We start from the raw sequence: 13,080 nt of genomic DNA, 5'->3' as shown, positions 1-13,080 counted from the left end.
CCGCTGCCCATCACAGCCAGTCGACGAACGAGGGAGGGCGATTTCGACAGGCGGGCAGGACTTTGTGATGAGCTGCGTTACGTTTTCTTGTCTCCCGAACGGAGCAGTCCTCCCCAATCGTCTTTCAAGGGGATTGGGGTCGGCTTCGCGTTCTTGCCGTGGCGATCCTGAAGACGAACCTCTGCACGCAGGTTCCTTGATTTCGTTCGCTGCCGGGCATAGCGTCCCTGCATGATGTTCAGGTCGACGTTCTTCCTGTCGATCTGAGGCCCCAAAGTCGTCCAGGCGCTCTGCGCCGGCAGAGGAAGACAACTCTGCGGACACGGTGGCGTTGGAGGATCCTAGCGTGCAAGACCGGCAGTTCGGCCTGACCTCCGCCCAGGTTCAGGGTTTTGTCGACGATGGCTTCGTCAAGATCGAGAATGCCTTCAGCAGCGACCTCGCGAGGCAATGCAGGGACGAGCTCTGGGCCGATATCGGGTTGTCGCCGAACGAGCCGGAACGCTGGACCAGAGCTGTCATTCGGGTCGGATCCAAGTTTTCGCCTCCCTTCGTTGAGGCCGCGAACACGCAACGCCTGCGCAGAGCCTACGATCAACTTGCGGGCGAGGGCCGTTGGCTTGCGCCCACAGGCCTTGGAACCTTTCCGATCCGCTTTCCGTCGCCAGAGCCATCCGGCGATGATGGCTGGCATGTCGATATGAGTTTTGGCGACAGCCCGGATTTCATGGAATGGCGGGCCAATGTGAGGAGCAGTGGGCGTGCCTTGCTGATGCTTTTCCTGTTTTCGGACGTCGGTCCCAACGATGCGCCCACGCGAATCCGGAAAGGCTCGCATGCCACCATCGCTCGGGAACTGCTGCCTTACGGCGAAGGGGGTGCGACGCTCAGGCAGCTATCCGCCAAGGGCTACGCCTCGACCGAAGACTGCGAGCTGGAACTGGCAACCGGTGCGGCGGGTACCGTCTTTCTGTGCCATCCCTTCCTCGTTCATGCCGCGCAAGGTCATCGGGGAAAGTGGCCGCGCTTCATGGCGCAGCCGCCCCTGTTGCCGAGGGGCGAGTTTGATCCGGCCTTGCCGCCATCGGCGGTCCAGATCGCCATCCGTCAGGCTTGCGGGCTGACGTTCTAGTTCGGGCGGCCATCAAGCGGTCTCGTGCATCGCGGGCCTACCGTCCCACGCTGCCGCCGGGCGCGGCCGGCGAGACGACGCTGCGCGCAGGGTCCTGCCCCCGCCAGCCCTCCCTTTCTTCGGTGTCCGATTGGAAAGGGCGAGATCGCTCTTCCGCTCCGCCGACCCATTGGCTAGAACAAAAACATGACCCAGAACCTCTCCGCCCTTCTCCCGATCGTGAAAGCCGCGCCGGTCGTCCCGGTGCTGATCATCGAAGACGTCAAGACCGCGGTGCCGCTGGCCCGGGCGCTGGTCGCCGGCGGCCTGACCGCGCTTGAGGTGACGCTTCGCACCCCCGCCGCCCTCGACTGCATCCGCGCCATCAAGGCCGAGGTGGAAGGCGCCAATGTCGGCGCCGGCACGATCCTGAACCCGAAGCAGTTCGACGAGGCCGTCTCGGCCGGCTCCAGCTTCCTGGTTAGTCCCGGCGCCAGCCCGAAGCTGATCGCGCATGCGGCCGGCTCGCCGGTGCCGCTGCTGCCGGGCGTCGCCACCGCCGGCGAGGCGATGACGCTGCTCGAGGCAGGCTATGGCGCCGCCAAGTTCTTCCCGGCCGAGCAGGCCGGCGGCGCGCCCTACCTGAAGGCGCTGTCGTCGCCGCTGCCCAGCCTGATGTTCTGCCCGACCGGCGGCGTCAGCCTGAAGAACGCGCTGAGCTATCTGTCGCTGCCGAACGTCATGTGCGTCGGCGGCTCCTGGGTTGCCCCGGCGAGCGCCATCGCCGCCGGCGACTGGGCCGCGATCACCAAGCTGGCGCGAGAAGCATTCGAGCTGCGCGCCGCCTGACCGGCGGATGCTTGCGGGCCTTCCCAATAAAACGCCATCGCCGCGACGGCTTGCCTTGTCGCGGCGATGGGGGCTCACTACTTCCCAACTGCGGTTCAGGCGAACAAACATAGGGAAGAGTGAGATGATCGACGGCAAGAGCATTCTCGACCAGCTGCTCGGCGCGGCATCCGGCCAGGCCGGTGGCCGGGGGCAGGGTGGGCTCGGCGATCTCAGCCGGATGAGCGGCTCGCTCGGCAGCGGTGGCCAGACGTCCGCGCCGCCGAGTGGCGGCGCCGGCGGCGGCAGCCTCGGCGACCTTCTGGGCGGCATGCTCGGTGGCGCGGGCGGTGCCGGTGGCGCGGCCGGTGGCGCTGGTGGGGCTGGCGGCTTGGGTGACCTGATCGGTGGCATGCTCGGTGGCGCCGGCGCCCCTTCGTCCGGCGCGGCGGCCGGTGGGCGTCAGGGTGGCGGCATTGGCGATATTGTCGGCAAGGTCACCGAATACGCCAAGCAGAATCCGGGCATGACGATGGCCGGCGCCGGCGGCCTGGCGGCCGTGCTGTTCGGCGGCAAGGGGCCGAAGCTCAAGGCCGACGCGCTGACTTTGGGCGGCCTCGCCGCCATCGGCACGCTCGCCTACAAGGCCTACCAGCAATACAAGATCAACAATCCCGACGCGCCGGCTGCCCCGGTGCCGGCCGGAAGCCCGGCGGCGCTGCCGCCGGCGGATTCGCCCTTCCATCCGGCCAACGCGCCGGGGGGGCCGGATGCGATGGCGCTGACGATCGTCTCGGCGATGATCGCCGCGGCCAAGGCCGACGGCACGATCGACGCCGAGGAAAAGCAGAAGATCCTCGGCAAGCTCGGCGAAGGCGGGCTTTCGGGCGAGGAGCGGGCGTTCCTCGACAGGGAGCTTGCCGGCCCGCTCGACCTCAACAAGGTGGTGGATTCGGCGACCGGGCCGGAGCACGCGATCGAGCTCTATGCCGCGTCGCTGCTCGCGATCGATCCCGACCATCCGGCCGAGCGCGCCTATCTCGACATGCTGGCGGCCCGCCTCGGCCTCGATAACGGGCTCAAGAGCGAGATCGAGCGGGTGATCGCCGGCGCCGCCGCCTAACGCGCGCCAGGGCACATGGCTAACCAAAGGGCGCGGAACCGGTCGGTTCCGCGCCCTTTTTGATTCAGCGATCCAAGAGATCAGGCCGCCTTGATGTTCGCCTGCAGGAACTCCTCGATGCGGGCGATCGCCTTGCGGATGTTCTCGGTCGAGTTGGCGTAGGAGAGGCGGATATAGCCTTCGCCATAAATGCCGAAATCGGGGCCGCCAATGGTGGCGACGCCGGCCTGCTCCAGCAACGCCGAGGCGAGCGGCTTGGCCTTCCAGCCCGTCGCCTTGATGTTCGGGAAGGCGTAGAAGGCGCCCTTCGGCGTGGCGCAGGTGATGCCCGAAAGCTTGTTCATCTCCTCGACCACGACGGCGCGGCGACGATCGAACTCGGCCACCATCGCATGCACCGCGTCCTGCGGGCCGGTCAGCGCGGCGAGGCCGGCGAACTGCGCCGGGGCGTTGACGCAGGACCAGCAATTCACCGCGAGCTTGCGCACCTTGTCGACGAGCGCCGTCGGCCAGACCGAATAGCCCATGCGCCAGCCGGTCATGGCGTAGGTCTTCGACCAGCCGTCGAGCAGGATGACGCGGTCGCGGATCTCCGGATAGGAGAGCAGCGAGGTGTGCTCCAGCCCGTCATAGATCATCTGGCCGTAGATCTCGTCGGACAGGATCGCGACATCAGGCCATTTGGCCAGGCCCGCGACCAGCTTGTCGATCTCGCTCTTCGGCGTGACGCCGCCAGTCGGGTTCGCCGGCGAATTCAGGATGATCAGCCGCGTCTTCGGCGTGATCAGCGCCAGCGTTTCCTCGGCCGAGAAGGCGAAGCCGTTTTCCTCGCGGATCGGCACGGCGACCGGATTGGCGCCGGTGAACTCGATCATCGAGCGGTAGATCGGGAAGCCGGGATCGGGATAGAGGATGTCGGCGCCCACTTCGCCGAACATCAGGATCGCCGCGAACATCGTCACCTTGCCGCCCGGCACGATCACGACATTGTCGGGCGAGACCGGCGCGCCGGTGCGCTTCTGGACGTCGGCGGCGACGGCTTCGCGCAGCGGCAGGATGCCGGTCGCGGGCGTATAGCCGTGCTCGCCGTCGCGCAGCGCCTTGACCGCTGCCTCGACGATGTGGTCCGGGGTTTTGAAATCCGGCTGGCCGATGCCGAGATTGATGATGTCGCGACCCTGGCGGGCCAGGTCGGTCGCCCGCGCCAGAACGGCGAATGCGTTCTCCTCGCCGATGCGCTCGAAGTTGGCGACTGTTTGGAACATATGTAGCCTCCCTGGGTATGTCCTTGGGCGCGCCCGATTTTGTTGCGGCTGCAATCAGACGCCCATTGATTTCGTATGATGTTTCAGCGCATCCTCAGCCCAAAATCAAATCCGATTTTCCGGGAGCCCTCTTACCATGTCGTCCACCACGCCGCTCAAGCTTCGTTCGCAGTCCTGGTTCGATAATCCGGACAATCCCGGCATGACCGCGCTCTACATGGAGCGCTATCTGAACTACGGCTTGACGCGCAAGGAACTGCAGTCCGGCAAGCCGATCATCGGCATCGCCCAGACCGGTTCGGACCTGTCGCCATGCAACCGCCACCACCTGGTGCTGGCGGAGCGCGTTCGCGAAGGCGTGCGCGAGGCGGGTGGCCTGGTGATGGAATTCCCCGTCCATCCGATCCAGGAGACGGGCAAGCGTCCGGGTGCCGCGCTCGACCGCAACCTTGCCTATCTCGGCCTGGTCGAACTGCTCTACGGCTACCCGCTCGACGGCGTCGTGCTGACGATCGGCTGCGACAAGACCACGCCGGCCTGCCTGATGGCCGCCGCCACCGTCAACATCCCGGCGATCGCGCTGTCGGTCGGCCCGATGCTGAACGGCTGGTACAAGGGCGAGCGCACCGGCTCCGGCACGGTCGTCTGGAAGCAGCGCGAGCGGCTGGCCGCCGGCGAGATCAACTATGAAGAGTTCATGGAGATCGTCGCCTCGTCCGCCCCGTCGACCGGCTATTGCAACACGATGGGCACGGCCTCGACGATGAACTCGCTGGCCGAGGCTCTCGGCATGCAGCTGCCCGGTTCGGCCGCCATTCCGGCGCCGTATCGCGAGCGTCAGCAGATCGCCTACGAGACCGGCAAGCGCGCCGTCGAGATGGTCTGGGAAGACCTGAAGCCGTCCGACATCATCACCCGCGAGGCGATCGAGAACGCCATCGTCGTCAACTCGGCGATCGGCGGCTCGACCAACGCGCCGATCCACATCAACGCCATCGCCCGTCACATCGGCGTCGACGTCACCGTCGACGACTGGCAGACGGTCGGCCACAAGGTGCCGCTGCTGGTCAACCTGCAGCCGGCCGGCAAGTATCTGGGTGAAGACTACCAGCATGCCGGCGGCGTGCCCGCCGTCGTCTCCGAGCTGATGAAGCACGGCCTCATCCATGAGAATGCGATGACCGTCAACGGCAAGACGATGGGCGACAACTGCCGCAACGCCGAGATCGAGCTGCCGGACGTCATCCGCACCTTCGAGACGGCGCTGGTGCAGGACGCCGGCTTCATCGTGCTGCGCGGCAATCTGTTCGACAGCGCGATCATGAAGACCAGCGTGATCTCGAAGGAATTCCGCGACCGCTATCTGTCGAACCCGAACGATCCCGAGGCCTTCGAGGGCCGCGCCATCGTGTTCGACGGTCCGGAGGATTACCACCACCGCCTGGACGACCCGGCGCTCAACATCGACGAGCACTGCATCCTGTTCATCCGTGGCACCGGCCCGATCGGCTATCCGGGTGCGGCCGAGGTCGTGAACATGCAGCCGCCGGCAGCCCTCATCAAGCGCGGCATCCTCTCGCTGCCCTGCATCGGTGACGGTCGCCAGTCGGGCACGTCGGGCTCGCCGTCGATCCTGAACGCATCGCCGGAAGCCGCCGCCGGCGGTGGTCTCGCGCTGCTGCAGACGGGCGATCGCGTCCGCGTCGACCTGAACAAGGGCTCGGCCAACATCCTGATCTCGGACGAGGAACTGGCAGCACGCCGCGCGTCGCTCAACGCCGCCGGCGGCTTCCCGATCCCGCCGAGCCAGACGCCGTGGCAGGAGATCCAGCGCGCGCTGACCGACCAGCTGGCGGACGGCATGGTGCTGAAGCCGGCCGTCAAGTACCAGAAGGTCCACCAGACCTACGGCGTACCGCGCGACAACCACTGATCCTTCGCCCGGGGGCTTTGGCCTCCGGACGTTTCGAACCCTGCATGACCGGCCCTCGCGGCCGGTCATGTTGTTTCGGGGGGAGTGGTCCATCGGACGGGATGTTCTTCACCTTCCTCGAGGGAGAGGTGACTGACCATGGAGGTCGTCGCCCCGGCGGAGGCCGGGGCCCATGAACACCGGCCGAGAAATCCTGGTCTAGCCCGCTCGGCACGGGCAGGTGTGTCTGGATCCCGGCCTTCGCCGGGATGACGGCGGAGGGTGGGCATATTGGCGGGATCTCTCATTCCCAAGGCTCGGCCATCATCCTGAGGTGCCCGAACCGTACCCTTGAGGGAGGGTCAAGACCGCCTCCGGGCCGTCTTGCGGAGGGGTTTCATCGTCGGATTTCCAGCACCCCCTCCCGAAACGGGAAGGGCGTTTTCGACCTCCCCTCAAGGGGGAGGTTCAAGGAAAGGGAGCCGCGCGACCCGCCTGAAAGGGCCCGGACGTCTGGATGGTCGAGGACAGGCAACAGGAAGAATTCCATCCCGATCGATCTTGGCCTAATTGTCGTCTTTCCCGTTTCGTGGAGGCTCGATTGCCACGCTTGAGAATATCGCCCGAGGGTATCGGCCAGCACTTCTGGCTGGTTCCGGACAACAAGCCCGTCGTGCCGATCGAAGCGGACGATCTCGACCTCTCCGACGATCTGCTCGACCGGATCGAGGCGTGGAGCGACGCCTTCGACGCCATCTTCGATCCCGCCGATCCGAAGTCGTCGCGCTTCCCGAGCGCCGAGGCGGAAGTCGTCTGGCGCGCCGAGGGCCAGATGATCGTCGCGGCGATCCGCGACGAGCTCGACGACGAATGGGACATCGAAGCCAGGTTCTGACGGGCGCACAGGGGGATCCATGTCTTGAGCAAGCTGAACGCCGCCTGGCACGAAGCTCATCCGATGCCGGAAAAGCCGACGCTGGACCAGCGCGTCGACTGGCATCTCGCGCATGCCGCCCATTGCGGCTGCCGCGCCGTTCCCCGCCTCATCGCCGAGGAACTGCAGCGGCGGGGGATCGCCGTTCCCGGACGGCGCGAAAGCGGCCCTGACGCATCGACATCGGACGCCTGATCGCTAAGATCGGCGGGTCGAGGGCGAGGAACAGCATGACATTGATCGCGGCGCGCCGCGCCAATTTCCGCAAGCTGCACGAGGCGGGCTGCTTCGTCATGCCCAACCCCTGGGATATCGGCAGTGCCCGCCTTCTGGCCGGGCTCGATTTTCCGGCGCTGGCGACGACGTCGGGCGGCTTCGCCTTCAGCCGCGGCCTGCCGGATGGCGCCGTCGACCGTGACACCATGCTGGCGCATATCGCCGAGATCGTCGCCGCCACGGAGTTGCCGGTGAACGCCGATTTCGGCAACGCCTTCGCCGATACCGCCGAGGCGGTCGCCACCAATGTCGCGCTCTGCGTCGAGACCGGCGTCGCCGGCCTCTCGGTCGAGGACATGGCGGCGGATCGCTCGCTTTATGAATTCGACCATGCCGTCGACCGGGTCCGCGCGGCGCGCGCCGCCATCGACGCGGTCGGGCCGGACGTGCTGCTGACGGCGCGCAGCGAGGCGCTGCTTACCGGCCATCCGGGCGGCCTGGCGGAAGCCTGCCGCCGCATCGCCGCCTTCGCCGAGGCCGGCGCCGACGTGCTGTTCGTGCCGGGCAAGCTCGATGGCGCCGCGATCGCCGCCGTGATGGACGCCGCCGGCGGCAAGCCGATCAACGTCATCGCGCTCGATCCCTTGCAGCCGATCGCCGATCTCGCCGCTGCCGGCGTCCGCCGTGTGTCGCTGGCGACCGCGCTCGCCCGCGCCGCCTATGGTGGATTCCTGCGGCTGGCGCGCGAGGTGGCGGGCTCCGGCACGCTCAAGGGCGCGGCCGAGGCGGAGCCTGGCGCCGATCTCAACCGTTTCTTCGCTCCCTTCGCCAGAGGTTCGCAATCGTGACATCGACCGTCCCCGTCGGCATCGTTGTCGATGCGACGCCTGCGCCGCGCCCCGGGCGGGTAACGCTCGAGGGCCGTTTCGTCGTGATCGTGCCGTTCGATCTGGCAGCCCATGGCCGCGACCTGTTCGATCGGTCGTCCGGCGTGGAGAACGACGCGCTCTGGGCCTATCTGGGGCAGGGGCCGTTCGCCGATTTCGCCAGCTTCTCCGCCTACTACGCGGAAGCGGCGAAGAAGGACGACCCGCTGCTCTTCACCATCCTCGACAAGGCGAGCGGTCGCGCTGTCGGTCATGCCACCTATATGCGCATCGCGCCGCAGGATCGCGCCGTCGAGGTCGGCAACATCCTCTATACGCCGGCGATGCAGCGCACGGCCGGCGCCACCGAGGCGATGTATCTGATGGCGCGGCATGTGTTCGACGATCTCGGCTATCGCCGCTACGAGTGGAAGTGCAACGATCTGAACGCGCCGTCGCGGCGGGCGGCCAAGCGCTACGGCTTCACCTACGAGGGCACGTTCCGCCAGCACATGATCGTCAAGGGCCGCAATCGCGACACCGCCTGGTTCTCGATGCTCGACGGCGAGTGGCCGCGCGTAAAACAGGGCTTCGAGGCGTGGCTCGATCCCGCCAATTTCGACGCCGAGGGCCGGCAGAAGACGAGCCTCGACTGCGGGGCCGGGACGCAATTCTGATTGTCGGCCGCATCCTCAAGACACATCACTGAATAAACGGGAGAGATCTTCATGACGGGACGTCTTACGGGCAAGCGCGCCTTTCTTACGGCGGCGGGCGCCGGCATCGGCCACGCCACGGCGCTCGCCTTCGCGGCCGAGGGCGCCTATGTGATCGCCACGGATCTGAAGCCGGAGCTGATGGCCGATCTGAAGGCCGGGGGCGTCGCCGAGGTGCATGCGCTGGACGTGCGCTCGACGGCGGCGGTCGACGCGCTGGCACAGCAGGTCGGCCCGGTCGATATCCTGTTCAACTGCGCCGGCTTCGTCCATCACGGCACCGTGCTGACGACGTCGGACGAGGACTGGGATCTCTCCTTCGACATCAACGCCAAGGCGATGCACCGCACGATCCGCGCCTTCCTGCCGGGCATGCTGGAGAAGGGCGAGGGCTCGATCGTCAACATTTCTTCGGGCGCGAGTTCTGTTCGCGGAATCCCGAACCGCTATGCCTATGGCGCGTCGAAGGCCGCCGTCGTCGGCCTGACGAAGGCGGTCGCCGCCGACTACATCCGCCAGGGCATCCGCGTGAACTCGATCGCGCCGGGCACGATCCAGTCGCCGTCGCTCGATGGCCGCATCGCCGAGCAGGCGGCGAAGCAGGGCAAGACGGTGGAAGAGATCCGCCAGCAGTTCATCGACCGCCAGCCGATGGGCCGTCTCGGCACGGCAGAGGAGATCGCGGCGCTGGCGATCTATCTGGCCTCGGATGAGTCGCGCTACACGACTGGCCAGGTCTATCTGTCGGACGGCGGCTTCTCGCTCTGATGGGCGCTGTCAACGCTCCGTCATCCCCGCGCAGGCGGGGATCCATGCAGTCGTGAGGCGATGGCGGCGCACAATAAAAAGCACCCTCTCCCGCGCGCGGGAGAGGGTGCTGAAAGGCCTGAGCCTTACTTCGCCTTCCAGCCGGTGAACGGCGTCTCGGCGACGGGGCTGAGCGGCGCCTTGCCGTCGAGCCAGGCATAGAGATTGTCGACGACGCGCTGGCCCATGGCGTTGCGCGTATAGACCGATGCCGAGCCGACATGCGGCAGCAGCACGGCGTTTTCGAGCGCCATCAGCTCGGCCGGAACCTGCGGCTCCTTTTCGAACACGTCGAGGCCGGCAGCGAGAATGCGCTTCTCCTGCAGGGCCTTGATCAGTTCCTGCTCGTCGACGACGGTGCCGCGGCCGATATTGATCAGCACGCCCTGGGCGCCGAGCGCGTCGAGCACGGCGCGGTTGATCACCTTCTCCGTCGAGGCACCGCCCGGCAGCACGGAAAGCAGCGTGTCGACATCCCGGGCCATCTCGGTCAGGTCGGCATAGTACTTGTAGGAGACGTCCTCGGCCGGACGACGGTTGTGGTAGACGACCTTGACGTCGAAGGCCTCGAGGCGGCGGGCGATCGCCTTGCCGATGCGACCCAGGCCGACAATGCCGACCGTGCGGTCGCGCAGCGAGCCGCTGAGCGGGTAGTTGCCAGAGGGCCACTTGCCGGCGCGCAGATAGCGCTCGGAAGCCGAGAGTTCGCGCACTGTCATCAGCAGCAGGCCGAGCGCCGTGTCGGCGACTTCCTCGGTCAGCACGTCCGGCGTGTTGGTCACGATCACGCCCTTGGTGGCCGCATGCTTGGCGTCGACCAGGTCGTAGCCGACGCCGAACGAGGCGACGATCTCGAGCTTCGGCAGCTTGTCCATCAGTGCCGCGTCGACGGCGCCGCCGACGGCGACCGCCTGGATGCGCGGCGCGATCTCGGCCAGCGTCGCGGCCGGGTCCTTCGCCTCGTACAGGCGATGCACGACGAATCGAGCGTCGAGGGCATCATTGACGTTCTGCTGCATGCGGCCGGGCATGAGAAGTTCGGGCCGAGACATGGACGCTCCTTGGGTCTGGCTGGGGCGCGATCCTGGCAAGCGCATGGCCTCGGCCGGATCGCGTGTGGATACAAGATAGGCAGATTCGATCGTCGCCGTCGCGATGCGGCCGGGCAATCGGATCCGATGGATATTCGTTACGGACAGGCCGGTCGTCTGCCTTGTCCTGAACCCGCCCGGCACTCTAATCTGCGAATGAAATCAAATGCAAACACCCAGGGAGGGGTTGCAGCAATGTCGAACCGCACCGTCGGCTTCATCGGTCTTGGATTCATGGGCGAAGGGATGGCGACCAACCTCCTGACCAAGGGCAATCCGCTGCTGGTCATGGCCAATCGCCGCCGCGAAGCCGTCGAGCGCCTGGTCGCCAAGGGCGCCAGCGAAGTGAAGACGCCGGCCGAGATGGCGCGCGGCGCCGACGTTATCTTCCTCTGCGTGACCGGTTCCGCCGACGTCGAGACCGTCATCGAGGGCGCCGACGGCATCCTCGCGGGCGGCCGCAAGGGCCTGATCGTCATCGACTGCTCGACCGCCGAGCCGGCTTCGACCACCCGTCTCGCCGGCCGGCTCGAGACGGCCGGCATGCATTTCGTCGACGCGCCGCTCGGCGGCACGCCGGCGGGCGCCGCCGCCGGCACGCTGCAGGCGCTGGTCGGTGCTTCGGACGAAGTGTTCGCCTCGGTGAAGCCGCTGATCGCCTGCTGGGCCGCGACCATCGTTCATGTCGGCCCGGTCGGGGCCGGCCACAAGATGAAGCTGCTCAACAACTTCCTGTCGCTCGGCTATGCCGCGCTCTATTCCGAGGCGCTGGCGCTCGGCCAGAAGGTCGGCATCACGCCCGATACGTTCCATTCGGTGATCAGCAAGGGCCGCATGCATTGCGGCTTCTACGACACCTTCATGAACTACGTCATCGACCGCAACGAGAACGCCCACCCCTTCACGATCTCCAACGCTTACAAGGACCTGCGCTATCTGGCCTCGATGGCGGACGGCGCCCGCGCCGTGAACACGCTCGGCGAGGCGGTGAAGAACAATTTCGCCGCCATGGCCGCGTCGGGCCAGGCCGAGAAGTTCGTGCCGATGATCTCCGACTTCATCGCCGCGCAGAACGGCACCAAGCTGAAGGACTGAGGCGGCGGCTCCCGCGGCTGAAGCTCGGCGGCCTGGTCGAGCGGCCGATGCTAGCTGCTTGACCAGGCCGGGCTGAGCCTGGCGGCGCGCTACTTCGTGTTCGCCTGCGCCGACCCGCTCGACCAGACGCTGGCGGGCGGCGCCCAATACTGGGAGAGCCTGGGCCTGCCGGACGCCGAGCAGGCCCAGACCATCCTCGCCTGTGAGAGGGACGACCAGACGGTGCCGGCCGCATGACGCGGGACGATGATCGTGCCAGACTGGTCATCGTCCTCGCAACCAAGGCCGGGTGTCCCCATGTTGATCGATCGCCTTCTCCACCTTGACCAGGATGTCGCCATCGTCACCGGAGCCGCGGCGGGCATCGGCCGGGCGATCGCCGAGACCTTCGCCGAGGCCGGCGCCGCGGTTGTCGTCACCGATCTGAAGCCGGAAGGCGCGATCCAGGTGGCCGATGCGATCGTCGCGGCCGGTGGCCGGGCGGTCGGCATCGAATGCAACGTTACCGACGAGGCGCATCTGGCGCGCGCCGTCGAGCAGGCGGTTTCGCAGTTCGGCAAGCTGACGATCCTCGTCAACAATGCCGGCGGCGGCGGTCCGAAGCCGTTCGACATGCCGATGAAGGATTTCCGCTGGGCCTATGAGCTGAACGTCTTCGCGCTGTTCCGCCTGATGCAGCTGGCGGCCCCGCATATGGAGACGGCCGGCGGCGGCGCGATCCTCAACATCTCGTCGATGTCGGGCGAGAACAAGAACCAGCGCATGGCCTCCTATGGATCGTCCAAGGCGGCGGTGAATCATCTGACCCGCAACGCCGCCTTCGACCTCGGCCCGAAGCGAATTCGCGTCAACGCCATCGCGCCCGGCGCCATCAAGACCGACGCGCTGAGGAGCGTGCTGACGCCGGAAATCGAGAAGGCGATGCTGAAGCACACGCCGCTCGGCCGGCTCGGACAGCCTTCGGATATCGCCAACGCCGCGCTGTTTCTCTGCTCGCCGGCGGCGGCCTGGATCAGCGGCCAGGTGCTGACCGTCTCGGGCGGCGGCGTGCAGGAACTCGACTGATAGAGAGCGCGACGGAGACTGCGAAACCCGGCCGGGTCCGCGCGGCTCGGC

14 protein-coding genes are annotated in these 13,080 nt (G+C 67.0%); 12 read left to right on the top strand and 2 right to left on the bottom strand.

The genetic code is table 11. The features are described from left to right. Positions 1-346 precede the first annotated feature (346 nt). From G342_RS0102215 to G342_RS26535, 3 genes are all read left to right on the top strand, one after another. Complete coding sequence (locus G342_RS0102215; RefSeq protein ID WP_026304035.1) at positions 347-1,132, top strand: phytanoyl-CoA dioxygenase family protein; 786 nt, start codon at positions 347-349, stop codon at positions 1,130-1,132. Between the two features lie 186 nt (positions 1,133-1,318). Next, positions 1,319-1,960, top strand: coding sequence for a 2-dehydro-3-deoxy-phosphogluconate aldolase (locus tag G342_RS0102210; protein WP_018181471.1), 642 nt, complete (start codon positions 1,319-1,321; stop codon positions 1,958-1,960). Positions 1,961-2,351: 391 nt separating this feature from the next. Beyond that, positions 2,352-3,062: a tellurite resistance TerB family protein gene (locus G342_RS26535; RefSeq protein ID WP_040878090.1), complete on the top strand. Its 711-nt coding sequence runs from the start codon at positions 2,352-2,354 to the stop codon at positions 3,060-3,062. An 80-nt stretch (positions 3,063-3,142) separates the two neighbouring features. Here G342_RS26535 and G342_RS0102200 read toward each other — a convergent pair whose 3' ends face one another. After that, positions 3,143-4,327: a pyridoxal phosphate-dependent aminotransferase gene (locus G342_RS0102200; protein WP_018181469.1), complete on the bottom strand. Its 1,185-nt coding sequence runs from the start codon at positions 4,325-4,327 to the stop codon at positions 3,143-3,145. A 136-nt stretch (positions 4,328-4,463) separates the two neighbouring features. Between G342_RS0102200 and G342_RS0102195 the strand changes: the two genes are divergently transcribed. From G342_RS0102195 to G342_RS0102170, 6 genes are all read left to right on the top strand, one after another. Beyond that, entirely contained in the window at positions 4,464-6,260 is a 1,797-nt protein-coding gene (locus G342_RS0102195) for an IlvD/Edd family dehydratase (protein WP_018181468.1), read from the top strand. A 580-nt stretch (positions 6,261-6,840) separates the two neighbouring features. After that, entirely contained in the window at positions 6,841-7,134 is a 294-nt protein-coding gene (locus G342_RS0102190) for a hypothetical protein (RefSeq protein WP_156830756.1), read from the top strand. A 24-nt stretch (positions 7,135-7,158) separates the two neighbouring features. After that, complete coding sequence (locus G342_RS0102185) at positions 7,159-7,368, top strand: hypothetical protein (protein ID WP_018181466.1); 210 nt, start codon at positions 7,159-7,161, stop codon at positions 7,366-7,368. A gap of 35 nt (positions 7,369-7,403) precedes the next feature. Further along, entirely contained in the window at positions 7,404-8,237 is an 834-nt protein-coding gene (locus G342_RS0102180) for an isocitrate lyase/PEP mutase family protein (RefSeq protein ID WP_018181465.1), read from the top strand. Beyond that, a complete protein-coding gene (locus G342_RS0102175) occupies positions 8,234-8,932 on the top strand; it encodes a GNAT family N-acetyltransferase (protein ID WP_018181464.1) in 699 nt (232 codons plus the stop codon). The genes G342_RS0102180 and G342_RS0102175 overlap by 4 nt, the downstream gene beginning before the upstream one ends. A 51-nt stretch (positions 8,933-8,983) precedes the next feature. Beyond that, the gene (locus G342_RS0102170; RefSeq protein WP_018181463.1) at positions 8,984-9,739 is read left to right on the top strand and encodes an SDR family oxidoreductase; all 756 of its coding nucleotides are present in this window, start codon (positions 8,984-8,986) and stop codon (positions 9,737-9,739) included. 125 nt (positions 9,740-9,864) lie between these two features. Here the strand turns inward: G342_RS0102170 and G342_RS0102165 are convergent, their stop codons facing one another. Continuing rightward, entirely contained in the window at positions 9,865-10,830 is a 966-nt protein-coding gene (locus G342_RS0102165; protein WP_026304034.1) for a 2-hydroxyacid dehydrogenase, read from the bottom strand. Between the two features lie 234 nt (positions 10,831-11,064). Here G342_RS0102165 and G342_RS0102160 point away from each other — a divergent pair, with 234 nt between their 5' ends. The 3 genes from G342_RS0102160 (at position 11,065) to hdhA (ending at position 13,029) form a co-directional block, all read left to right on the top strand. Then, positions 11,065-11,964: an NAD(P)-dependent oxidoreductase gene (locus tag G342_RS0102160; RefSeq protein WP_018181461.1), complete on the top strand. Its 900-nt coding sequence runs from the start codon at positions 11,065-11,067 to the stop codon at positions 11,962-11,964. Positions 11,965-12,060: 96 nt separating this feature from the next. Beyond that, a complete protein-coding gene (locus G342_RS25900) occupies positions 12,061-12,201 on the top strand; it encodes a hypothetical protein (protein WP_018181460.1) in 141 nt (46 codons plus the stop codon). Between the two features lie 60 nt (positions 12,202-12,261). Continuing rightward, positions 12,262-13,029: a 7-alpha-hydroxysteroid dehydrogenase gene (gene hdhA / locus G342_RS0102150; protein ID WP_018181459.1), complete on the top strand. Its 768-nt coding sequence runs from the start codon at positions 12,262-12,264 to the stop codon at positions 13,027-13,029. Positions 13,030-13,080: the final 51 nt, after the last annotated feature.

The sequence above is a fragment of the Kaistia granuli DSM 23481 genome (assembly GCF_000380505.1).
Taxonomy (GTDB): Bacteria; Pseudomonadota; Alphaproteobacteria; order Rhizobiales; family Kaistiaceae; genus Kaistia; species Kaistia granuli.
This window is presented reverse-complemented; position numbering and strand designations above follow the sequence as displayed.

Bases quoted from the DNA above. Each gene is read 5' to 3' on its own strand.
- hdhA (WP_018181459.1), top strand. From the start codon at position 12,262: ATGTTGATCGATCGCCTTCTCCACCTTGACCAGGATGTCGCCATCGTC.
- G342_RS0102200 (WP_018181469.1), bottom strand. From the start codon at position 4,327: ATGTTCCAAACAGTCGCCAACTTCGAGCGCATCGGCGAGGAGAACGCA.
- G342_RS0102165 (WP_026304034.1), bottom strand. From the start codon at position 10,830: ATGTCTCGGCCCGAACTTCTCATGCCCGGCCGCATGCAGCAGAACGTC.
- G342_RS26535 (WP_040878090.1), top strand. From the start codon at position 2,352: ATGCTCGGTGGCGCCGGCGCCCCTTCGTCCGGCGCGGCGGCCGGTGGG.
- G342_RS0102180 (WP_018181465.1), top strand. From the start codon at position 7,404: ATGACATTGATCGCGGCGCGCCGCGCCAATTTCCGCAAGCTGCACGAG.
- G342_RS0102170 (WP_018181463.1), top strand. From the start codon at position 8,984: ATGACGGGACGTCTTACGGGCAAGCGCGCCTTTCTTACGGCGGCGGGC.
- G342_RS0102160 (WP_018181461.1), top strand. From the start codon at position 11,065: ATGTCGAACCGCACCGTCGGCTTCATCGGTCTTGGATTCATGGGCGAA.
- G342_RS0102195 (WP_018181468.1), top strand. From the start codon at position 4,464: ATGTCGTCCACCACGCCGCTCAAGCTTCGTTCGCAGTCCTGGTTCGAT.
- G342_RS0102210 (WP_018181471.1), top strand. From the start codon at position 1,319: ATGACCCAGAACCTCTCCGCCCTTCTCCCGATCGTGAAAGCCGCGCCG.